This window comes from Halovibrio salipaludis, assembly GCF_002286965.1.
In the GTDB taxonomy this organism is placed as follows: domain Bacteria; phylum Pseudomonadota; class Gammaproteobacteria; order Pseudomonadales; family Oleiphilaceae; genus Halospina; species Halospina salipaludis.
The window spans coordinates 458,208-480,986 of record NZ_NSKD01000001.1 but is presented as its reverse complement, the minus strand read 5'-3'; the positions used below and the strand labels follow the sequence as shown (position 1 = coordinate 480,986).

Here is a 22,779-nt window from a genome sequence, read left to right as displayed (position 1 = left end):
GGTTCATCATGTCCAGGAAACCAGATACCACCATGCAATCCATCAAAATGGGCGAGATCCTGATCCAGTCCCTGAGCCGGCTGTCGCCGCGCTCGCTTGCCCGTAACCCCGTGATGTTCGTCGTGGCCGTGGGAACCGTGGTCACGGCCCTTCTGGCCGGCGCGCACATGACCCAGGGCGTGCCCTTTGGCATGGACCTGGCCATTGCCGGGATTCTGCTGGTCACTGTCCTGTTCGCGAACGGGGCGGAATCCATCGCCGAGGCCAGGGGCAAGGCCCAGGCCGGCGCATTGAGGGCCACCCGGGAAAACCTTCAGGCCCGAAAGGTTACTGATAAGGGCGAAGAGTCCATCGCCGCGGGCGATCTCCGCAAGGGGGACCGGGTCCGGGTCAGGCCGGATGAGCTGATCCCGGGCGATGGCGAGATCGTCGAGGGGGCGTCCACCATCAACGAATCCGCCGTCACGGGCGAGTCCGCGCCGGTGCTGCGCGAGGCCGGAACCGACAACAGCGGCGTGAGCGCCGGCACCAAGGTACTTTCCGACGAGATCGTCGTTGAGATCACGGTTGACCCCGGCAACTCCCTGCTGGACCGGATGATCGCACTGGTCGAGGGCGCCAAGCGCCAGAAGACCCCCAACGAGCTGGCCCTGTCCGTGCTGCTCGCGGCCATGACGCTGGTGTTCCTCATCGTGGTGGTCTCACTGGTGCCGACCTCCGGGTTCGTGGGCATCGACCCGTCCTACTCGGTCCTGGTGGCGCTGCTGGTGTGCCTGATCCCCACCACCATCGGCGGGTTGCTGCCCGCCATCGGGATTGCGGGGATGGACCGCGCCATGCGGGCCAATGTCATCGCCAAGTCGGGCAAGGCGGTTGAGGTGGCCGGCTCCGTGGATACGCTCCTTCTGGACAAGACCGGCACCATCACCCTGGGCGACCGGCGTGCGACCGCCTTTGAGACCACCCCGGGGGTGGCGGCCGAGGAATTGCGCGATGCCGCGCTGCTGACATCCCTTGCCGACCCCACGCCGGAGGGCAAGTCCGTGGTCACGCTGGCCGGGGACCAGGGCTCCACGGCCAAGGCCGGTGAGGACGTACGGTTCGTCGAGTTCTCGGCAACCACCCGGATGTCCGGCATTGATTTTCCCGATGGCCGCCAGCTTCGCAAGGGCGCGACCGATGCCATCCGGAATTTCGTGGTCGAAAAGGGTGGCCATTACCCGGATGAAGCGGACCGGTTGGCCGAGCGGGTCGCCCAGAAGGGGGCAACACCACTCGTCGTCGCCGAGGGCGGCCGGGTGCTGGGCGTCATCGCTCTGTCCGATGTCATCAAGGGCGGTATCCGGGAACGCTTTGCCCGGCTGCGGGAAATGGGCGTGAAGACGGTCATGATCACCGGTGACAACCCGACCACGGCGGCGGCGATCGCGGCCGAGGCCGGTGTCGATGATTTCCTCGCCGAAGCCACCCCCGAGCAGAAACTCAAGTTCATCCGCGAGGAACAGCAGCAGGAAGGGCGACTGGTGGCCATGATGGGTGACGGCACCAACGATGCACCGGCACTGGCGCAGGCGGATCTCGGGCTCGCCATGAACTCCGGGACCCAGGCCGCGCGTGAGGCCAGCAACATGGTGGATCTGGATTCGGATCCCGGGAAGCTCATCGACGTGGTTGAGATCGGCAAGCAGCTGCTGATCACCCGGGGCTCGCTGACCACCTTTTCGCTGGCGAACGACGTGGCCAAGTACTTTGCCATTCTCCCGGCGCTGTTCCTGGCCAGCACGCCGGCGCTGGGCGCGCTCAACATACTGGATCTTTCCAGCCCCATGAATGCCGTGCTGGCGGCCACCGTGTTCAACGCCCTGGTCATTCCGGCCCTGATTCCGTTCGCGCTTCGCGGCGTCCGGTTCAAGCCGGCCAGTGCCGAGCAACTGCTCATACGCAATCTGCTGATCTTCGGCCTTGGTGGACTGCTTCTGCCTTTCCCCACCATCAAGGTGCTGGATCTCATCATCACCGTCTTCATCTAAAGGAGCTGATCCATGACAACCCACAACGCAGATGATCAAGCCGTCACCTCGGCAAGCTGGCTGTCCGCCCTCAGGGCGGCAGTGGTCTTTGTTCTGCTCTGCGGCGGCCTGTACCCATTGCTGATCACCGGAGTCGGGGGGCTGCTGTTTCCCCACGAGTCCACGGGAAGCCTGATCACGGCTGATGGCCAGCCCGTTGGTTCGGAACTTGTTGGACAACCTTTCTCTGCTCCGGAATACTTCCATGGTCGGCCCTCCGCGGCCGGGTATGACCCCACGGCGGTGGGTGGCTCCAACTGGGCGCCCAGCAATCCGGACCTTCGGGCCAGGGCCAAGGAGGACTCACAGGCAATTCAGGAGCACGAAGGCATTGGTTCGGATCGTATTCCGGTGGACCTGATCGCTGCCTCCGGTTCCGGCATTGACCCGCACATTTCACCGGAAGCGGCACGGATCCAGGCGCCGCGCATTGCGCAGGCCCGGGATATGCCAGTGAACCAGGTCGAGGCCCTCATTGAGCGGCAGGTCCAGGGGCCAACGTGGGGGATCTTTGGTCAACCCAGGGTCAATGTGCTCAAAATCAACCTGGCACTGGATGGTAAGGACTGGCGGAAATGAGTAATGGCGCCGAGCAACGCCCGAACCCGGACGCGCTTCTGAAAGCCCAGAACCGTGAACAGCCCGGCGGCCTGAAGGTGTTCCTCGGCGCCGCGCCCGGCGTCGGCAAGACCTACCAGATGCTCCAGGCGGCCCATGAACTCAAGCGCCAGGGCGTGGATGTGGTAGTAGGCGTGGCCGAAACCCACGGCCGTCCGGAGACCCAGGCCCTGTGCGAGGGACTTGAACAGCTCCCGACCCAGACCATTGAGTATTCCGGGCGACAGTTCCAGGAGTTTGATCTGGACGCGGCCCTGCAACGCCGCCCGGAGATCCTGCTGGTGGACGAGCTGGCGCACCGCAATATCCCGGGCACAAGGCACCCTCGCCGGTACCAGGATATCGAGGAGTTGCTGGACCAGGGCATCGGGGTCTGGACCGCGATCAATATCCAGCACCTGGAAAGCCTGACGGACGTGGTTGCCCGGATTACCGGGGTGCGCATGCGCGAGACGGTTCCGGATGCCCTGCTGGAGAGGGCCCGGGATATTGTTCTTGTGGACCTCGCTCCCTCGGAGCTGATCGACCGGTTGCAGCAGGGCAAGGTCTATGTTCCGGAACAGGCCAGGGCCGCCCTGGAAAACTATTTCAGTCCGTCCAATCTGGCCGCGCTTCGTGAACTCGCGGTCCAGACCATTGCCGAGCGCCTGGACACGGACGTTCGTGAGAATATGCAGTCGAAGGGCATCGAGGGCCCCTGGCATATCCGTGCCCGGTTGCTCGTCGCCGTGGATGCCAGCGGTCAGGGCGAGGCGCTGGTGCGGGCCGGGCGCCGGCTCGCGGAACGCTACAAGGCGCCATGGACGGTGGTGGCCGTCGATAACGGCCGCATGGACTCGCAGGATGCGGAACGGCTCGAGCGGGTTTTCGCCCTGGCATCACGCCTTGGGGCTGACACCAAGACCCTCCGTGGCCATGACGTTGCCGAGGAACTCATTGCCCATGCCCGGGAACAGAACGTCACGACGCTCGTCCTGGGGCGTTCACACAACCGCTGGTGGCATTTCCGGCGCTCGACCAGCCGCAAGCTGCTGAAGACCGCTGAAGCCTTTGACATCCATTTCATATCGGTGCCGCGCCGCCACCGCCGGGGCACACGCCTCAGCCGGGACCGGACCACCCGCAGGGCCGACTACCTCTGGGCCCCGGCAAGCGTTGGTGCCGCCACAGCCATCTCCATGCTGCTCCAGCATGTGCTGACACTGGCCAACCTGTCCCTGGTCTTTCTCACCGCCGTGCTCTGGGTGGCCGCCCGAACGGGCATAAGGCCGGCGCTGTTCACCGCGCTTCTGAGTTTCTTTACGTACAACTTCTTTTTCACCGAGCCCCGGCTTACCTTCAACATGACCGAGACGGACCAGATCCTGACGGTTGTGTTCTTCCAGGTGATCGCGGTTATCGGTGGCAATCTTGCGGCGCGCCTCCATCAGCAGATCCAGATGTTGCGGGCCTCCAATGACCAGACGGATGCGCTGCTCCAGTATACCCGCCGGCTCGCGGCCGCGCCCGATATTGCCTCGGTGCAGAACGAGGCCGTGGATACGCTCTATACCAACACCAAACTGCCTGTTGTGCTGCTCAAGCGCGATGCGGCCACCTCGGAGCTTGAAATCGTGGCCCGTGGCGGTCCCAGCGCTGAACTCAAGCCCAGGGCCTACAGTGCGGTCGAATGGGCGCTGAGCAACGGCAAGCCCAGTGGCGCCTACAGCGATACCCTGAGCAGCCTGGACTGGCGGTTTGAACCGATTGAAGTGGACGGCCGGATCCATTCGGTTCTGGGCCTCCATGTGGACAACAAGCCGGCCGACTACTACCGCAGCCTTGCAATCGATGCGTATATTCATCAGCTGGCGCTCGCCTGCTCCCGGACGGAGCTTGCCGCGAGCCTCTCCGCATCCCGGGTCGCGGAAGAGACCGAGCGCCTGCGTTCGGCGCTGCTGTCTTCCATCTCCCACGACCTGCGCACGCCCCTGGCGTCCATGATCGGCTCCGCCAGCACGCTTCGATCCATGTTCGAGAAGCTCAGCAACGAGGACAAGGAAAGCCTTCTGGATTCCATCCTGGGCGAAGGGCGGCGGCTGGATCGCTACATCCGCAACCTGCTCGACATGGCCAAGCTCGGGCACGGTACCCTCAAGATCGAACGCGACCGGATTGCATTCACCGATATCCTGGCCTCTGCGTTGCGTCGGACCCGGGAACTGCTGACTCACGTCCATATCCAGCGGGATATCCCGGAAAACCTGCCGCTGTTGTGGGTGCACCCTGCGCTCATCGAGCAGGCCCTGGTCAATGTGCTTGAGAACGCGGCGCGGTTTGCTCCACGGGACTCAACCCTGCATATTGAGGTGGAAAACCGTGAGAATGAACTGGTTATCTCGATCACCGATGAAGGCCCGGGTATTCCCGAGGAACACCGGGACCAGGTGTTCGACATGTTCTTCACCGGCGGCGACGGGGATCGCGGCTCCCATGGCGGCGGCCTGGGCCTTGCCATCTGCCAGGGGATGGTGGGGGCCCATGGGGGACGTATCCAGGCGCTGGAGGGCCCCGAGGGCCGTGGCACGACCATCGAGATCACACTGCCGTCACTGGCACCCTCTGAGGATCAGGAGGTTCAGGAAGAAGCTGAATGACTGATAAAGATACCGCACCGGCTCTCGCCCGGATACTGGTCGTGGATGATGAACCCCAGATCCGCCACTTTCTGCAGATCAGCCTCAAGACCGAGGGCTATGAGGTCCATGAAGCGCCCACGGGCGAGGCTGGTCTGGCGCACTGCGCACGCAAGCCCCTAGACCTGGTCATCCTGGACCTTGGGCTGTCTGACTGTGACGGAACAGAGGTGCTCCGGTCACTGAGGGAATGGTCATCGGTGCCCGTCATCGTTCTTTCAGTCCGGGATCGGGAACAGGAAAAGGTTAAAGCGCTTGACCTTGGGGCGAACGACTATGTCACTAAACCATTCGGCATCGAAGAGCTTCTGGCGCGGGTGCGCAGCCAGCTCAGGATCCAGGACAATCAGACGACTGGATCCAACGCTTGGGCGATTTTTGATGATGGTGTCCTGAGTATTGATCTGAGCAATAGACGGATCTACCGGCAGGGAGACCAGGTGCGACTGACACCCAAGGAATTTGCTGTGCTTCAGGTTCTGATGAAGGAAGCCGGGCGCATTGTAACGCAACCACAGCTTCTGAAGGAGGTATGGGGTCCTACTCATACTCAAGATACGCACTATCTGCGCGTTCTTATCGGAAAACTCCGGCAGAAACTTGGAGATGATCCCACCGAGCAGCATTACATAGAGACTGAGCCGGGTGTTGGTTACCGATTTTCAGGGAATCCGTAATTAGGTATTTCCAGCGTAGTTCTCAATGGTCGTCACATTGGCCGCTCAGCGCCGCCAGAATTCCGGGGTGAACAGCACCAGCAGGGTGAAGATTTCCAGGCGCCCCAGGATCATCGCCGCCATGCCGCCCCACTTGGTGAGATCCGGCATGGTCTGGAAAGTGCTCGAGACCTCGCCGAGACCCGGACCCAGGTTGGTCAGGGTGGCCACAACGGCGGTCCACGCGGTGACCTGATCCAGACCCACCGCGAGGTTGATCATCAGCAGTACAACGAACACCACCATATACATGGAGAAGAAGCCCCAGACTGCCTGGAGGATGCGGTCGGAAACCGGACGGTTACCAAGTTTGATGGGAATAACCGCATTGGGGTGAAGGATCCGGCGGATTTCCCGTGCACCCTGACGATAGATCAACAGGATCCGCATGGCTTTCATTCCGCCGGTCGTTGAGCTTCCGGAGCCCCCCATGAAGGCCATGAGAATCAGCATGACCGGAAGGATTCCGGGCCAGGATGCGAAATCCCCCGTTCCAAACCCGGCCGTTGTCGCAACGGAGAGTACCTGGAAAAGACCTTTGGAAATGCTGCTGAGGGGGACATAGACGTCGTTGATCAAAAGCAGGACGATCGTAATGATGCAGCCCCCGGCCATTACGCCTGCATAGAAGCGGAATTCAGGGTCTCTGATGTACTGACCGGGCCCCTTTTGATTCCACGCCATGAAATGCAGAGCGAAATTGATGCCACTCAGGAACAGGAAAAGAGAGCCGATCAGTTCAATGGTTGAGCTGTCGAAATAGGCGAAACTGGCATCATGGGTGGAGAACCCACCTGTGGCGATGGTCGCAAAGCTGTGACCGATCGCATCAAAAAGCGTCATTCCAGCCGCCCAGTAGGACAGGGCGCAGGCAATGGTCAGTATCACGTAGATATAGGAAAGCGCTTTTGCGGTTTCCGCAATGCGTGGTGTGAGCTTGCTGTCCTTGACTGGTCCGGGGACCTCAGCTCGATACAGCTGCATGCCCCCGATACCCAGCATGGGCAGCATAGCGACTGCCAGGACGATGATGCCGATGCCGCCCAGCCACTGAATCTGCTGCCGGTACCAGAGGATCGATTTGGGAAGGCCATCAAGACCGGTCAGCACAGTCGCGCCAGTCGTCGTCAGTCCGGAAACAGATTCAAAAAGAGCATCGACGAATACCATACTGGGTTCGGAACTGAAGAAGAACGGAACGGCCCCCGATACGCTGAGAACAACCCAGAAGAGCGATGTAATCAGGAAGCCATCGCGTACCCGCAACTCCATATTGTTCCGACGGTTGGGCCACCAGATCAGTGCCCCGGATAGAAGAACGACTGCAAACCCTTCCAGAAATGCGAGAGACTGCCCGTCCTGATAGATCAGCGATACCAGAATCGGTGGCAGCAGCGTCAGGCTGAAGAGCATCATCAGCAGGCCGAGGATTCTGGCAATGACTCCGTAACGCATGGCGTGCCCTTCTAGAAGAACGTGAGTCCGACCTGGAAGAGCTTCTCCACTTCCCGGATCCGTGTCTTGTCCACCAGGAAGAGGATGACGTGATCGTCCGGCTGGACCCGGACGTGGTCGTGGGCGATCAGCACCTCGTTGTCGCGCACAATGGCGCCGATGGTGGTGCCTTCCGGCAGCGGGATTTCGTCCAGCCGCAGCCCCACGACCTTGGAAGAACGCTGGTCGCCGTGGGCGATGGCTTCGATGGCCTCGGCCGCGCCCCGACGCAGTGAATGAACATTGACCACATCGCCCTTGCGCACATGCGTGAGCAGGCTGCCGATGGTGGTCTGCTGCGGCGAGATCGCCACGTCGATCTCACCGCCCTGGATCAGGTCCACGTAGTCCGGATTGTTGATCAGTGTCATCACCTTGCGAACGCCCAGGCGCTTGGCGAGCATCGAGGCCATGATATTGGCTTCGTCGTCATCGGTGACGGCGCAGAACACGTCCGTGTCTTCGATGTTCTCCTGCAGCAGCAGGTCCTTGTTGGCGGCATCGCCCTGGAGAACGATGGTGTTGTCCAGGTTCTCCGACAGTTCGATGCAGCGGTCCTGACTGCGCTCGATGATCCGAACCCGGAAGCGATCCTCCAGAGTGCGTGCCAGGCGGTGGCCGATGTTGCCGCCACCGGTGATCATGATGCGCTTGTAGGGCTTCTCCAGGGGCTGGAGTTCGCTCATGACCGCGCGGATATGGTCACTGGCGGCGATGAAGAAGACCTCGTCGCCCTCCTCGATCACGGTGTCGCCCTGGGGAATGATGGGCCGGTCGCGCCGGAAGATGGCTGCGACCCGGGTGTCGATGCGCGGCATGTGCGCGCGCAGGTAGGACAGCTCATGCCCCACCAGTGGGCCGCCCTCGCTGGCGCGGATCGCCACCAGCCGTGCCAGCCCCCGGGAGAAGTCCAGAACCTGGAGGGTGCCGGGGTATTCGATCAGGCGCGTGATGTGCTCGGTCACCACCTGCTCCGGGCTGATCAGCACGTCAATGGGGAAGCCTTCCTTCTTGTCCCGGTCGAACAGCTCCGGGCGGGCGAGGTAGGCGCCGGTGCGTACACGGCTGATCTTGGTGGGGGTGCGGAAGCAGGTCCAGGCCACCTGGCAGGCGACCATGTTGACCTCATCACTGTTGGTGGTGGCGATCAGCATGTCCGCGTCCTGGGCCCCGGCCTGCTTGAGCACGCGCGGATAGGAGCCGCGCCCCAGCACGGACTGGATGTCCAGCCGGTCCTGGAGCTCGCGCAGCCGGCCTGGATTGTTGTCCACCACGGTAATGTCGTTGGCCTCACTGGCCAGGTTTTCAGCGAGCGTACCCCCAACCTGACCGGCGCCGAGAATGATGATCTTCATGGGTAACTGCTGACTCCCTTGCCGGATCCGTCAGACCCAGTGGGCCGGGTTTTTCTCCAGACAGGCGTAGAAAAAGCCGTCCTGTTCCCGCTCCCCCGTGATTAACTGGCGACCGTAACCGGTCTCGATGCCCCAGTCCAGCGTTATGGGGACCAGCTGGGCATCCATGTGGCCATTGATGAAGCGCTGTATGATACGCGCATTCTCCTGCTGAAGCACAGAGCAGGTGGCGTAGACCAGCCGGCCGCCGATGGCCAGCGTCTGCCAGCAGGCCTCCAGCAGGCGCAGCTGGGTATCCGCCAGCTCGCGGATGTCGGTCTCGCGGCGCAGCAGCTTGATGTCGGGGTGGCGGCGGATCACACCGGTGCCACTGCAGGGGGCATCCAGCAGGATGCGGTCGAACGCGGTGCCGTCCCACCAGGCGTCCGGATCGCCGGCATCCGCCGCCACCAGCCGGGCGCCGGCGCCGATGCGTTCAAGGTTTTCGGTGATCCGCCCGAGTCGGTCCCGGTCCGAGTCCAGCGCTACTACTTCCGTGAGGTCCGGTTCGTGCTCCAGGATGGCGCCGGTCTTGCCGCCGGGGGCAGCACAGGCGTCCAGCACCCGCTGGCCCGGGGCCAGCTCAAGCAGTTGGGTACACAGCTGCGCGGCTTCGTCCTGCACACTGAAGTGGCCTTCGGCGAAGCCTGGAATGCGTTCCACGGGGCAGGCTTCATCCAGCTGCAGGGCATGGGGCGCGAGCTGGCCGGGTTGTGCGGACAGCCCGGCGTCCGCCAGTGCTGCCAGGGCACTGGCCTGGTCATGATGACCGGTATGATAGCGCAGGCTCATGGGGGCCCTGCGGTTGTTCGCCTCCAGCATAGCCTGCCAGTGCTCCGGCCAGTTGGCACTGAGCTTGGCTACCAGCCATTCCGGATGGCTGTAGCGGATGGCATCGGTAACGGGCTCTGATTCGCCGTCACGCAGGCTTTTCCGGAGTATGCCATTGACCAGGCCGGTGAGCTGGTGCGCGCCGAGTTCCCTGGCGGTCTCGACGCTCTGGTGAATGGCCGCATGGGGTGCTATCCGCGTGTGGCGAAGCTGGTAGAGACCGAGAATCAACAGGGACTCCAGCTGCGCATGGCGTTTCGGCAGGGGCTTGTGCAGCCGCTGCTGGAGTTCCGCGTTGAGGCGGTGCCACCAGCGGCAGCTGCCGAAGCACCAGTCCTGAAGCCGGCCGCGCTCATCCGCCGGCAGACCCTCAAGGGCGGGGGGCAGGATCTGCCCAAGGGACTGGCCGCTGTGAACCACCTGGTGGATGATGCGGGTTGCCGTGGCGCGCAGGGAGCCCCCTGTCACGCCGCTCATGCTCCCAGCCTCTGACCGGTGAGGAGCACGGGCCTGCCGCCATTGATGAGGTCCTGGATGGACTGGGGGCGGCCGCCGGGCAGCTGGACCCGGGTGAGGCGGATGACGCCCTCACCGCACTGCACCAGTGCTCCGGCGGGCTCGCGCTCGAGAACCGTCCCCGGCTCGGCATCCGTCACCTCGGTGTTCACCGGTTCCGCAAAGAGCACGCGCAGAGCCCCGTCATCCACCGTGGTGTGAGCCATGGGCCAGGGATTGAAAGCGCGGACGCGGCGCGCCAGGGACTGCGCCGATCCCTGCCAGTCGATGCGGCCATCGCTGCGCTCGAGCTTGCGCGCATAGGAGGCCCTGTGATCATCCTGGGGTTCGGGGTCCAGGCTGCCGTGCGCCAGTTCGTGCAGTGCTGCCGTGATGGCTTCGCCACCAAGCCCGGCCAGCCGGTCGTGAAGGCTGCCACCCGTCTCGTCGTCCGCGATGGTAAGGCGGTGGCGGCTGAGCACATCCCCGGTATCCAGCCCGGCGTCCATCTGCATGATGCTGATGCCGGTCTCGCTGTCGCCGGCGGCGATGGCCCACTGGATGGGCGCGGCCCCGCGCCAGCGTGGCAGCAGCGAGGCGTGGACGTTCAGGCAGCCGTGGTCCGGGATGTCCAGAACGGACTGGGGCAGGATCAGGCCATAGGCGGCGACCACCATCACATCCGGGGCCAGCTCCCTCAGCGTGGCCTGCGCTTCCCTGTTGCGCAGGCTTTCGGGCTGTTCAATCCGGAGCCCGTGGTCATGGGCCAGCTGGGATACCGGGCCGCGACGTGCCTTTCGGCCCCGCCCGGCGGGGCGGTCCGGCTGGGTATAGACGGCCAGGATCTCGTGCCCCGCTTCAATCAGGGCGCTGAGACTGGCCGCGGCAAAATCCGGGGTGCCCGCGAAAACGATCCGCACGGTTCAGTGACTCCTCAGGAGGCTTTCTGGCGCTGCTGTTTCTCGACCCTGCGCCGGATGCGGCTGCGCTTGAGCTGGCTCAGATAGTCGATGAAGAGCTTACCGTTCAGGTGATCCACCTCATGCTGCAGACAGACCGCCATGAGACCGCTGTGCTCCTCTTCGAAGGGCTCACCGTGGTAGTCCAGTGCCCGGACCCGCACGGACTGCGGACGGGAGACATCCTCGTAGACGCCCGGAATGGAGAGGCAGCCTTCCTGCATGGGCTCCTTCTCGCTCTCGGGGATCTCGAGTTCAGGGTTGATGAATACCCGGGGGTTGCTCTGGTCCTCGGAAAGATCGATCACCAGTACCCGCCGGTGGACGTTCACCTGGGTGGCGGCCAGCCCGATGCCCGGCGCCTCATACATGGTTTCGATCATGTCATCGACCAGGCGCCGGATGCTGTCATCGACGGACGTCACCGGCTCGGCAACGGTCCGCAGCCGCGGGTCCGGAAATTCCAGAATACTGAGAGTCATGGTGCTGCTCCGAAGGGTTACTGGCGTCATTATCACGCATCAGGCAATGGCCGCACAAACCGCGGCGCTTACAAATCATTGCAGTGTTGTGGACAGGGTCCACCCACTGGGATCGCAAATGGCGTTATTTCTTCTATAGTGGTGAAATAATGACGTCGATCGATCGAGACAAGCCAGCAAGGAAACCGAGCATGAGGATTCTGTCGATTCTGCTCACGGTGGCCCTCGGGCTGGGCGCCACCGGGATCATGGCCGAGACACAGCTGCGGGATGACCATCCCGAGCAGTATACCGTCCAGCCCGGGGATACACTCTGGGACATCAGCGCACGCTTCCTGAAGGAACCGTGGAACTGGCCGGAGATCTGGCAGGCCAACCCCCAGGTGGACAATCCGCACCTGATCTACCCGGGCGATGTCCTGGAACTGACCTGGGTGGATGGCCAGCCGCGGCTGACGCGGGCCAAGGACACGGACCGGGAAATCAAGCTCTCCCCGGAGGTGAAGGAAACCCCGCTGGACACCCCCATTCCCACCATTCCACTGGAGGAGATCCGGAGCTTCCTGTCCAACACGCGCATCGTTGATGAGTCCACGCTGGAGGAAGCGCCCTATATCGTGCAGGGCCGGGATCGGCGTTCGATCACGGGTGCCGGGGATCGGGTCTACGCAAGAGGCGAGGCGCAGCCCCGGGAGACCCTGGCGGTGTTCCGGCGCGGCACGCGGCACGTGGATCCGGAAACCGGTGAATTCCTGGGTCTGGAGGCACGTTCCATGGGCCGTGGTCGTGTGGCCGAGGTCAACGGTGAGCTTCTGAGCGTGGATCTGACCGCCAGCCGTGAAGAGATTGAAGCGAAGGACCGGCTGTTGCCCACCGAGGCACGCGAGATCACCACGCGCTTCCAGCCCCGCGCGCCCGGGACCGAGATCCGGGGGCAGATGATCGATGTCGAGGATGGCGTCAGCAACATCGGCCAGTATAATGTGGTCACCATCAACCGCGGTGAACGCGAGGGCCTGGAGCCGGGTCATGTGCTGGCGGCCTACAAGCAGGGCAACCAGGCGCGGGACCCGGTGACGGATGAACTGCTGCAGCTGCCGTCGGAACGGGCCGGGCTGCTGATGGTCTTCCGCACCTATGAGAAGCTCAGCTACGGGCTGGTGCTGCAGGCGACGCGACCACTGGAGATCATGGACGAGGTCCGTAACCCCTGAAACAACCTTTCTGACAGAGGAAGTCACCGATGACGGTCATGGAACGACCCACCCTCCCCGGCCCGGAGACGGGCGATGCCCATCATCTTCTGGCGCTGCTGCCGGGCATGAATCCGGAGCACTGGCAGGTGGTGCTGGATCAGCTTGAGGACCCCACACGGCTGCTGGCCATGACGCCGGACAGCCTGCGGGCCCTCGGTCTGCCGCCCTCCACCCGCCAGTCCCTGACCGCCTGGCAGGCCCAGGGGCTGGAGCCCACCACGCGAAAACGCCTGGATCATGCCCGGCAGCAGTGCCGGGAGCTCGGGATCCGTGTTATCCACTGGCGGGATCCGGCCTATCCCGAGACGCTGAGACACATCCATGGCCCTCCGCCAGTGCTCTACTGCCGGGGTGACATCAACGGGCTCAATCGCCCCTGCCTCGCCATGGTCGGCAGCCGGCACGCCAGCCGCGACGGCCTCAACCATGCGCGGCGTTTTGCCCATGCCCTGGCCGAGGGTGGCTTCAGCGTGGTCAGTGGCCTGGCCCTCGGCATTGACGGGGCGGCCCACAAGGGCGCGCTGGAAGGCGCTGGTGCCACCGTGGGCATCCTCGCCAACGGCGTGGACCGCCCCTATCCGCGCCGCCACGAGGCGCTGGCCAGGGACATGCTGGAGGCCGGAGGGCTTCTGGTCTCGGAGCTGCCTCCGGGAACCCCGGCCCGTGCCCACCTGTTTCCCCAGCGCAACCGCCTGATCAGCGGGCTCTGCCGGGGGGTTCTGGTGGTGGAAGCCGGGCTGCGCAGCGGCTCGCTCATCACGGCACGGCTGGCGATGGAGCAGGGGCGGGAGGTCTTCGCCATTCCCGGGTCCATCCATCAGCCAGGCGTCCGGGGCTGTCATCGCCTGATCCGGGAAGGCGCAGTGCTGGTGGAGACAGTGGAGGACATTGTTTCGGAGCTGGGTGTCTGGGAGTCCCTGCCGTCGCAGACCCAACCGGAAGCCGCTCACACGCCGGCACACCTGGATGATGACAGCCGTCGTGTTCTGGATGCAGTGACCTATGAACCGGTGGACTCGGACCGTCTCTGCCGGGCCACGGGCATGGCAGCCGCCGACCTGCTCCAGGCCATGCTGCTGCTGGAGATGGAGGGGCTGGTGGAATCAACGCCGGGCGGCTATCGACGCCGATCGGGCTGACGTGGGCCGCCGCTGGGGATAGACTTCCGCCTGACGATTCTGGAGACGGAGGTACCGGTGGCAGCGCGGAGCCCGGACTGGTGGCATATTGAACAGGCAGTGGATTCACTCATGGCCGGCGGCGTCTGGGCCTACCCCACGGAGGCGGTCTGGGGACTGGGCTGTGACCCCTGGGACCCGGAGGCCGTGGAGCGGATCCTGGCGCTCAAGGGCCGGCCCTGGCACAAGGGCCTGATCCTGGTGGCGGCGGATACGCGGCAGCTGGATTTCCTGCTGGCGGACGCGCCAGCAGCGCTCCGGAAGGCGGTGGACGACTACTGGCCCGGCCCCAATACCCTGCTGTTGCCGGATCCCGACCAGCGTGTGCCTTCCCTGGTGCGCGGCGACCACGAACGGGTGGCCGTGCGGGTGCCCGAGCACCCCCAGGTCCGGCGTCTGTGTCGGGCTTTCGGTGGGCCACTGGTATCCACCTCCTGCAATCGCGCCGGCGGTTCGCCGCTGCGTTGGCCCTGGCAGATCCACCGGGCATTCGGCAGTGAGCTGGATGGTATCCTAACCGGAGCCCTGGGTGGCGCCCGACGCCCGAGCCGCATCATCGACCCCATGGATGGTACCCTTCTGCGTGACTGACAATGCCCGCCCACGGACCGCCGAGGAGCACCCATGAACAACACCCCTGACCCGGACGCCGTCTACCAGTACCTGATTGATCTCCAGGACCGGATTACCGAAACCCTGGGCGAGCTGGATGGCGGTGCCGGTTTCCGGGAGGAGACCTGGGAGCGGGAAGCCGGCGGAGGTGGCCGCAGCCGCGTGATTGAGGACGGGGATCTGTTCGAGAAGGGCGGCGTGAATTTCTCCCACGTCATGGGCGCGGAACTGCCGCCCTCGGCGTCCGCCAGCCGTCCGGAGCTGGCGGGTGCGAGCTGGGAGGCCATGGGTGTATCGCTGGTGATCCATCCGCGTAATCCCTATGTGCCCACCTCCCACGCCAACGTGCGCTTCTTCATTGCCAGGCCGGAAGGCCGCGATCCGGTCTGGTGGTTCGGTGGTGGCTTCGACCTGACGCCCTATTACGGCTTCGTGGCGGACTGCCGGTACTGGCACGAAACGGCCCGGCAAGCCTGCGCCCCGGCCGGCGATGACACCTGGCACCGCTTTCGCCAGTGGTGTGACGACTATTTCCACCTCAAGCACCGTGGCGAACAGCGCGGCATCGGCGGGCTCTTCTTCGACGACTACAATGAGGGCTCCTTTGAGCACAGCTTTGAACTGATGCGTTCCATCGGGGACAGCTACCTCCCGGCCTATGTGCCCATTGTGGAGGCACGCCGCCATACGCCCTATGGCGAGCGCGAGCGTCAGTTCCAGCTCTACCGCCGGGGGCGCTACGTCGAGTTCAACCTGGTCTACGACCGGGGCACGCTGTTCGGGCTGCAGTCCGGAGGGCGCACGGAGTCCATCCTGATGTCCCTGCCGCCGCTGGTGCGCTGGGACTACAACTGGCAGCCGGAATCCGGAACGCCCGAGGCGCGGCTGAGTGACTACTTTCTGCAACCCCGCAACTGGCTGGAGGAAACGGATGAGTGAACAGGCCCGCTACGCCGTGGTCGGCAACCCCATTGAGCACAGCCTGTCGCCGCGCATCCATACGGCATTTGCTGAACAGACCGGTGAGTCCCTGGTCTATGAGCGGCTTCTGGCACCGCTGGAAGGGTTCCGGGATAGCGTCGAGCGCTTCTTTGCGGAGGGCGGTGCCGGGCTCAACGTGACGGTGCCGTTCAAGCAGCAGGCCTGGGAGACCGCCGGCCGCCATGAGCCCAGGGCAGCCCGGGCGGGCGCGGTGAACACCCTCTGGCGGGAGACGGACGGTACCCTGGTCGGGGACAACACCGATGGTGCCGGGCTGGTGCGGGATCTGCGTGTGAACAACGGCGTGACCCTGGCCGGTGCCCGGATTCTGGTGCTGGGCGCCGGCGGCGCCGTGCGCGGCATCCTGGAGCCATTGCTGAAGGAAGCACCGGCGGAAGTGGTGATCGCCAACCGCACACTGGCGCGCGCCGAGGGGCTGCGGGATCTCTTCGGGGATACCGGTGCCGTGGCGGCCAGCACCTTTGAGGCTCTGCTCGGGCCCTTCGATGTGATCATCAACGGCACCAGTGCCAGCCTGCAGGGCGAGTTGCCACCGTTGCCGGGCGGCCTCGTCAACCCGGCAACCGTCTGCTACGACATGATGTACAGCCAGGCGGAGACCGCCTTCAACGCCTGGGCACGCCAGCAGGGTTCCGGGCTGCGCCTTGACGGGCTGGGCATGCTGGTTGAACAGGCGGCGGAATCCTTCCTGAAGTGGCGCCAGGTGCGCCCGGACACAGGTCCGGTAATGGCCATGCTGCGCCCCGACTGAAGGCTGTTCCGCTGAATCTGGACTATGCTGGGGCCATGGAGGCCAGCCGGGAGGAATTCCCGGCCCCTTTCAGAGACAGTGAGGCGCCATGGATCTTCTGACACTGCTCGGCCTGCTGGTCGGCATCACCACCATTGTTGCCGCGATCGCCACCAGTTCCGGTCTCGCGTCCTTCCTCAATATTCCCGGTTTTCTCATCGTGGTGGTGGGCACCCTGGCGGTGACCCTCATCAAGCACCGCATGACCTCGGTGGTCAGCGCCTTCCGCATGGCGTTTGGCGAGGCCTTCCGGGACCGCACCGAGGAGCCCCTGGACCTGATCCTGCAGATCCGGGACCTGGCGGACATCGTCCGCAAGAAAGGCATCCTGGGCCTGGAGGATTACGACACCCGCTACCGGTTCCTGGCCAGAAGCATTGAGCTGGCCGTGGACGGTCATCCGCCGGAATTCATCGAAGAAGCCATGACCCACGAGTTCCAGCAGACGCTGGAGCGCTATGAGAATGCTGAAAGGGTCTTCCGGGGCATTGGCGACTCCGCGCCGGCGCTGGGCATGATCGGCACACTGGTGGGGCTGGTGCAGATGCTCAACCAGATGGATGACCCGTCGGGCATTGGCCCCGCCATGGCGGTGGCCCTGCTGACCACCTTCTATGGCGTGGCCATCGGCCAGGTGATCTTCCTGCCGCTGGCGGACAAGCTCCAGCTCAAGATGCAGGACGAGCAGCGCAACATGACCCTGGTGCTGACCTCCATGCAGAACATCCTGCAGGGCCAGAACCCGCGCGTCATGCAGGATGTGCTGGCCGCCTACCTCTCACCCGAGGCGCGTCAGCGCCTCGACCAGGGCCGACAGGCCTGACGGAGGGCGTTGATGGCGGCACTGCCGAAGCGCCGGCCCCGACGCGGCAACACCAGCAGCAGCTCGCCGGGGTGGATGACCACCCTGGCGGACATGTTCATGCTGCTGATGACCTTTTTCATCCTGATGCTGTCCTTTTCCAGCATGGATGCGGAGAAGTACCGGGCCATGGTCACGTCCCTGGTTGAGGCGTTCAATATGGCGCCCGATCGGATGCCCGAGCCCCAGGGGCTGGCGGATGAGGATACGGAGTCGCCGGCCATCAGCGAGGATGTTCCCATCCCCATGGACGGGGCACCCGCGGCCCCTTCCGAGGGCGACGCCATGCTCCGGGATCAGGCCTCGGCGGAGCCGGCCCGCCCGGATGTACACCCCGGGGTGGAACAGCTCGCCAGCATGCTGATCTCGGAAATGGAGGATGCGGTCAGTGAGGAGCAGATTGACGTCGGGTTTGACCGCCAGCGGGTGGTGATCCGTTTCAATGACGAGGCGACCTTTCCGGTGGGTAGTGCCGAACTGATTCCGGATATCCGCCCTGTGGTGGACGACATCGTGGATATTGTAGCCCGCTGTGACGGCGAGGTGATCGTCACCGGCCATACGGACAACCGGCCCATCGTCAGTGACCGTTACCGCTCCAACTGGGATCTGTCCGCGGCGCGTGCTGCTTCCCTGGTGCATGAGCTGGTGCTCAACCGCGCCATACCGGCGGAAAACGTGGTGGCGGCAGGACGTGCCGAAACCCGCCCTATCGCCGATAACGATACGCCGGAGGGGCGGGAGAAGAACCGGCGGGTGGAGATCGAGATCTATGAGCCGGACTGTGACACCGGGAGCTGAGTTCCGGGCATAAAAAAGGCGCCGGCAGAGCCGGCGCCGGAGCACCATGGGGCGTCCTGCCCCGAGGGGTCAGTTGACTTCCACCTCGATGGCCCGGGGCTTGGCCTTCTCCTGCTTGGCCAGGGTCAGCTCAAGCACGCCATCGTGGTAGTTGGCCTTGATGTTCTCGTCGTCCACATTATCCGGCAGCGAGAAGCTGCGGGCGAAGTGGCCGTAGAACCGTTCCACACGGTGCCGTTTGGCCTCGTCCTCGGTGTTCTCGAAGCTGCGCTCACCCTGAATGGTGAGGACGCCATCCTGCACCGAGACATTCACATCCTCTTTCCGGATTCCGGGCAGTTCCGCGGTTATGACGAAGGCATCCTTGTTCTCGGTGATGTCCACCGAGGGTGCCCAGTCGGTTTTCTGCAGGATCTCCCGGTTGCCGTTGGTGGCCGGGGCCGCATTGCGGCCGGCCACCTGGCGGTTATAGCGATCGAGAATGTCCTCGAACTCGGCAAAGGGGTTCCAGCGGGTCATGGCTGTCATGGTTATCACCTCCTCTCAACGAACCTGAAATCATGTCGGGACAACAGCTTCATCAGGGGGGAGCGTGGCTGACCGGCGCCGGATCATCAGTCCGCTTCCCTAACGCCCTGTTGGATAGGTAGGGACTGCCTGCGTATTTTCAAGGGGCATCGGCAAGGAATTCGTCCTTGAGCTTGACGTAATTTCCGGCAGTGTAGGTGAAGAACTCAAGCTCCTCGTCGGTGAGGGGGCGGGCCTGGCGTGCTGGGCTGCCGCGGTACAGGTAGCCGGATTCCAGGGTCTTGCCCGGCGGTACCAGGGTGCCGGCGGCAATGATGACTTCGTCCTCCACGACGGCACCGTCCATGATGATGGAGCCCATACCGACCAGCACCCGGCTGCCGATGGTGCAGCCGTGCAGCAGGGCCTTGTGCCCGACCGTGACATCATCGCCCACAGTGAGGGGGAAGCCGTCCGGGTTGTAGGGGCCGGCGTGGGTGATGTGGCAGACGGAACCGTCCTGGATGCTGCAGCGGTTGCCGATGCGGATGCGGTGCATATCGCCCCTTATGGCGGTCATGGGCCAGACCGAGCAGTCGTCGCCCAGCACCACGTCGCCGATGACGGTGGCGGTGGGATCAATCCATACGCGGTCCCCGAGCTGGGGGTGATCGCCCTTGTGGCTGCGGATCCGGGTCACGGTGGGTCCTCCATCTGAACTTAGGGTGGTTACGGGAAGTATGTCATCATGATTGCATCAAGGTCACACGCAGGAGACGCTCCATGAACAATCCTCTGCTGGCTCAGGACCAGCTGCCGCAGTTCGATGCCATTGATGTCGAGCACATGGAGCCGGCCATCGACCGGATCCTGAAGGAGAACCGGGCACGCGTGGCGGAACTGGCGGAGCAGCAGGCCCCGACCTGGGAGAGCCTGGCACAGCCGATGCAGGTCCTGGACGACCGCCTCAATAACGCCTGGTCGATCCTCTCGCACCTCAATGGCGTCATGAACGACGAAGCCATCCGCGAGGTGCACAAGCGCTGCCTCCAGAAGATCACCGAATACGGTTCCGAGATCAGCCAGAACGCGGCGCTGTGCGAGACCTACAAGCGGCTGGCGGAAAGCGATGAATTCCCGCAGCTGAGGGAGGATCAACAGGAAGCGATCCGCCAGACCCTGCGCGACTTCCGGCTCGGCGGCGTGGATCTGCCGGAGGCGCAGAAGGCGCGTTTCGCCACTCTTTCCCAGGAACTGGCGGATCTGGAGAGCCGTTTCGGTGACAATGTGCTGGACGCCACCCAGAACTGGTACCGTCACGTGACCGATGAATCCGAGCTCTCGGGGTTGCCCCAGACCGCTATGGACAGTGCCCGCCAGGCGGCGCAGCAGCGTGGCCTGGACGGATGGGTGATCACCCTGGATTTTCCTTCCTTCTATCCGGTGCTGACCTACTGTGATAACCGCGCACTGCGCCGCGAGGTGTACGAGGCCTTCACCACCCGTGCGTCGGACCAGGGCCCGGATGCCGGGCGCTGGGACAACAGCCCGCTGATCGACGAGATCCTGAAGCGCCGTCACGAACAGGCCCAGCTTCTGGGGTACGACAACTACGCCCAGCTGAGCCTGGCCACCAAGATGGCGGCCAGCGAGGAGGAGGTGCTGGGCTTCCTGAACCGGCTGGCGGGGCGCGCCCGGCCGGTCGCCGAGCGTGAGCTCGAGGAACTGCGTGAGTTTGCCCGGCAACAGGGCGGGCCCGAGCCGCTGGAAGCCTGGGACCTGGGGTATTACGGGGAGAAGCTGCGTCATGCGCGGTTCAGTATTTCCGAGGAGGAGGTCCGGCCCTGGTTCCCGGTGGACCGGGTGATCAGCGGCCTGTTCCGGGTGGTCGAGAAGCTGTTCGAGGTGCGCATCGTGGCGGATGAAAGCATCCCCGCCTGGCACGACGACGTGACCGCCTACCGCATGGAGCGCGGCGGCGAGCCCGTGGCCTTCTTCTATCTGGATCTCTACGCCCGCCAGGGCAAGCGGGGTGGCGCCTGGATGGCCGACTGCCGTGTCCGCTGGCGCCATGACGACGGCAGCGTGCAGCTCCCGGTCGCCTTCCTGACCTGCAACTTCACGCCCCCCGTGGGCGATCAGCCTTCGTTGCTGACCCATGATGAGGTGGTGACGCTCTTCCATGAGTTCGGCCATGGGCTGCACCACATGCTCACCCGGGTGGACGTGGCGGATGTTTCCGGCATCAACGGCGTGGCCTGGGACGCGGTGGAGCTGCCCAGCCAGTTCCTGGAGAACTGGTGCTGGGACCGTGAATCACTGGCGCTGATTGCCGGCCATCACGAGACCGGCGAACCGCTTCCGGACGACATGCTCGAACGCATGCTGGCGGCGCGCAACTTCCAGAGCGGCATGCAGATGGTGCGCCAGCTGGAGTTCTCGCTGTTTGATTTCCGGCTGCACAGCGAATACGACCCGGCTGACCCCGTGGACCCGCTGGCGCTTCTGACCGAGGTCCGCAACCAGGTGGCCGTGGTGCATCCACCGGCGTTCAACCGTTTCCCGCAGTCCTTCGCCCACATCTTTGCCGGCCCCTATGCCGCGGGTTACTACAGCTACAAGTGGGCCGAGGTACTGGCGGCGGATGCCTTCTCGCTGTTCGAGGAACAGGGCATTTTTGATCCGGAGGCGGGGCGCGCTTTCCGCGAGAATATTCTGGAAAAGGGTGGTTCACGCGAACCGGCGGCGCTCTACCGGGCCTTCCGGGGGCGCGACCCCAGCGAGGAGCCTCTGCTGCGCCAGTCGGGTATCACTGAATCGGATCGGGCGGCCTCAGCCGCGGGAGAGCCAGCTTGAAGAAACGCTTCATCGCCGGGGCGGTTTGCCCCCGCTGCAGTGCCATGGACCGGATCGTGATGTATACCACCGAGGAAGGCACCTTCCGGGAGTGCGTGGACTGCGGTTTCGAGGATCGTCAGCCCGAAGCGGCGGACATGACCCCGGCCTCGGAAACCCTGAAGACCCGCGTCACACCCACGGAACCGGATCCGCCGAAAAAGGATGACACCCCTCAGCCGGTGCGGATCCTGCCTTCCGGATCCGGCGGGACCCATTGAGGCCGGGAATCAGCGGCTGCCTTCCGGCACCGGCAGCATAAGGTCCGGGCGTATCGGCATCAGCGGCAGCTGCACCGGTGATCCGCCGTTCTCAAGGAAGGGGTTGGGCAGGGGAATGAAGACCCGGTCCATGACCTCCAGCCTGCGGATCGGCTCGCGGAAATAGGTGCTGAACCATTGCTCGTAGTCGCCGCTGAGCATGGCACGGTGCAGCCCCACGGTGAGCCGCTCGGCCATGTACTCGTCATCCGGGGCCACGAACAGGTATGAGGGCATCCGGTAGGTGAACACGAGCCGGTCCTCCACTTGCAGTTCTTCGGTTGGATACTGATCCAGATCGATCAGGATCTCACCAACCCCGCGCAGGAAGCAGTCGAAGCGGCCCCTCTCAAGCATCGTCAGAAGGTTACCGAAACGTGGGGAGGTCACAACCTCAAAGCCGGACTGGCGCAGGATGCGGGTATCGGGCCAGTGCGTACCCTGGCCAATGGTCAGGCCCTGCTGCTGGAAGTCCCCCGCGGAGAAAATCCGGTCAAACCGCGCCTGTTCACCCTTGCGGATGATGCAGATGCGGAACCCCAGCATGCCCTGGGCAATGGGAATCGGTATGGGTCTGAGCTCACGGTTGCGTTCCGGGGAAGAGGCAACGTTCGCAATGCGGACCCGGTCCCTGTTCCCGGCGCGCAGATGCCGGGTGGCCCGGGCCTGGGCCATGGGCATGCTGGCGCGGATTTCCGTGGGCCCGTAATCCGGCGTCTTCGCCAATGCCATTGTCACGAGTTCGCGGATGGCCGGACTGTCATGGTTGCGCTTCCAGAGCGTGATGGGCCCGTCGCCGCCCTCAGTGTCCGCCAGCAGAGGGGGTGCCAGCGCGAGCAGCAGAAGAATGGTGACTGACTTCCGTGTTGTCAGCATGATCTGC

21 protein-coding genes are annotated in these 22,779 nt (G+C 64.2%); 13 read left to right on the top strand and 8 right to left on the bottom strand.

Going from position 1 to position 22,779, the window contains the following annotated elements:
• Positions 1–32 precede the first annotated feature (32 nt).
• The 4 genes from kdpB to CK501_RS02385 are packed head-to-tail and all read left to right on the top strand — an operon-like array spanning position 33 to position 6,039.
• Positions 33–2,030 carry a potassium-transporting ATPase subunit KdpB gene (gene kdpB, locus CK501_RS02400; protein WP_233128828.1) on the top strand — a complete coding sequence of 666 codons (1,998 nt, stop codon included), beginning with the start codon at positions 33–35 and terminating at the stop codon, positions 2,028–2,030.
• Between the two features lie 12 nt (positions 2,031–2,042).
• Positions 2,043–2,648 (top strand): potassium-transporting ATPase subunit KdpC, encoded by a 606-nt coding sequence (gene kdpC, locus CK501_RS02395; protein WP_095616118.1) that lies wholly within the window; start codon positions 2,043–2,045, stop codon positions 2,646–2,648.
• A complete protein-coding gene (locus CK501_RS02390) occupies positions 2,645–5,323 on the top strand; it encodes a sensor histidine kinase (RefSeq protein WP_095616117.1) in 2,679 nt (892 codons plus the stop codon). The genes kdpC and CK501_RS02390 overlap by 4 nt, the downstream gene beginning before the upstream one ends.
• A 41-nt stretch (positions 5,324–5,364) precedes the next feature.
• Complete coding sequence (locus tag CK501_RS02385; RefSeq protein ID WP_456297999.1) at positions 5,365–6,039, top strand: response regulator; 675 nt, start codon at positions 5,365–5,367, stop codon at positions 6,037–6,039.
• 45 nt (positions 6,040–6,084) lie between these two features.
• Here CK501_RS02385 and CK501_RS02380 read toward each other — a convergent pair whose 3' ends face one another.
• The 5 genes from CK501_RS02380 to def are packed head-to-tail and all read right to left on the bottom strand — an operon-like array spanning position 6,085 to position 11,733.
• Entirely contained in the window at positions 6,085–7,533 is a 1,449-nt protein-coding gene (locus CK501_RS02380) for a TrkH family potassium uptake protein (protein WP_095616115.1), read from the bottom strand.
• Positions 7,534–7,544: 11 nt separating this feature from the next.
• On the bottom strand, positions 7,545–8,927 hold the full coding sequence (gene trkA, locus CK501_RS02375) for a Trk system potassium transporter TrkA (protein ID WP_095616114.1): 1,383 nt from the start codon (positions 8,925–8,927) through the stop codon (positions 7,545–7,547).
• 30 nt (positions 8,928–8,957) lie between these two features.
• Positions 8,958–10,274, bottom strand: coding sequence for a 16S rRNA (cytosine(967)-C(5))-methyltransferase RsmB (gene rsmB, locus CK501_RS02370; RefSeq protein WP_095616113.1), 1,317 nt, complete (start codon positions 10,272–10,274; stop codon positions 8,958–8,960).
• Entirely contained in the window at positions 10,271–11,212 is a 942-nt protein-coding gene (gene fmt / locus CK501_RS02365) for a methionyl-tRNA formyltransferase (protein WP_095616112.1), read from the bottom strand. Before fmt ends, rsmB begins: the two co-directional genes overlap by 4 nt.
• Before the next feature lie 14 nt (positions 11,213–11,226).
• Positions 11,227–11,733, bottom strand: a complete 507-nt coding sequence (gene def, locus CK501_RS02360; protein WP_095616111.1) for a peptide deformylase — start codon at positions 11,731–11,733, stop codon at positions 11,227–11,229.
• Between the two features lie 191 nt (positions 11,734–11,924).
• On the opposite strand from def, the gene CK501_RS02355 reads away from it, so the two are divergent.
• The 7 genes from CK501_RS02355 to CK501_RS02325 all read left to right on the top strand — a co-directional run bounded on the left by CK501_RS02355 (position 11,925) and on the right by CK501_RS02325 (position 18,234).
• Positions 11,925–12,947 carry a LysM peptidoglycan-binding domain-containing protein gene (locus tag CK501_RS02355; RefSeq protein WP_095616110.1) on the top strand — a complete coding sequence of 341 codons (1,023 nt, stop codon included), beginning with the start codon at positions 11,925–11,927 and terminating at the stop codon, positions 12,945–12,947.
• A gap of 29 nt (positions 12,948–12,976) precedes the next feature.
• Complete coding sequence (gene dprA, locus CK501_RS02350; RefSeq protein ID WP_095616109.1) at positions 12,977–14,128, top strand: DNA-processing protein DprA; 1,152 nt, start codon at positions 12,977–12,979, stop codon at positions 14,126–14,128.
• A gap of 57 nt (positions 14,129–14,185) precedes the next feature.
• Positions 14,186–14,758 carry an L-threonylcarbamoyladenylate synthase gene (locus CK501_RS02345; RefSeq protein WP_233128827.1) on the top strand — a complete coding sequence of 191 codons (573 nt, stop codon included), beginning with the start codon at positions 14,186–14,188 and terminating at the stop codon, positions 14,756–14,758.
• 33 nt (positions 14,759–14,791) lie between these two features.
• The gene (gene hemF, locus CK501_RS02340; RefSeq protein ID WP_095616108.1) at positions 14,792–15,718 is read left to right on the top strand and encodes an oxygen-dependent coproporphyrinogen oxidase; all 927 of its coding nucleotides are present in this window, start codon (positions 14,792–14,794) and stop codon (positions 15,716–15,718) included.
• Positions 15,711–16,532 (top strand): shikimate dehydrogenase, encoded by an 822-nt coding sequence (gene aroE, locus CK501_RS02335; protein WP_095616107.1) that lies wholly within the window; start codon positions 15,711–15,713, stop codon positions 16,530–16,532. Before hemF ends, aroE begins: the two co-directional genes overlap by 8 nt.
• An 88-nt stretch (positions 16,533–16,620) precedes the next feature.
• Positions 16,621–17,394, top strand: coding sequence for a motility protein A (locus CK501_RS02330; protein ID WP_095616106.1), 774 nt, complete (start codon positions 16,621–16,623; stop codon positions 17,392–17,394).
• 12 nt (positions 17,395–17,406) lie between these two features.
• A complete protein-coding gene (locus CK501_RS02325) occupies positions 17,407–18,234 on the top strand; it encodes a flagellar motor protein MotB (protein WP_095616105.1) in 828 nt (275 codons plus the stop codon).
• A 69-nt stretch (positions 18,235–18,303) separates the two neighbouring features.
• Here the strand turns inward: CK501_RS02325 and CK501_RS02320 are convergent, their stop codons facing one another.
• Positions 18,304–18,762 (bottom strand): Hsp20/alpha crystallin family protein, encoded by a 459-nt coding sequence (locus CK501_RS02320; RefSeq protein ID WP_095616104.1) that lies wholly within the window; start codon positions 18,760–18,762, stop codon positions 18,304–18,306.
• Positions 18,763–18,901: 139 nt separating this feature from the next.
• Entirely contained in the window at positions 18,902–19,441 is a 540-nt protein-coding gene (locus CK501_RS02315) for a gamma carbonic anhydrase family protein (RefSeq protein WP_095616103.1), read from the bottom strand.
• 83 nt (positions 19,442–19,524) lie between these two features.
• Here CK501_RS02315 and CK501_RS02310 point away from each other — a divergent pair, with 83 nt between their 5' ends.
• Positions 19,525–21,597: a M3 family metallopeptidase gene (locus CK501_RS02310; protein ID WP_095616102.1), complete on the top strand. Its 2,073-nt coding sequence runs from the start codon at positions 19,525–19,527 to the stop codon at positions 21,595–21,597.
• The gene (locus tag CK501_RS02305) at positions 21,594–21,857 is read left to right on the top strand and encodes a YheV family putative zinc ribbon protein (protein WP_198949356.1); all 264 of its coding nucleotides are present in this window, start codon (positions 21,594–21,596) and stop codon (positions 21,855–21,857) included. Before CK501_RS02310 ends, CK501_RS02305 begins: the two co-directional genes overlap by 4 nt.
• A 9-nt stretch (positions 21,858–21,866) precedes the next feature.
• On the opposite strand, the gene CK501_RS02300 is transcribed toward CK501_RS02305, so the two are convergent.
• Positions 21,867–22,772, bottom strand: a complete 906-nt coding sequence (locus tag CK501_RS02300; RefSeq protein WP_095616100.1) for a hypothetical protein — start codon at positions 22,770–22,772, stop codon at positions 21,867–21,869.
• Between the last annotated feature and the right edge of the window lie 7 nt (positions 22,773–22,779).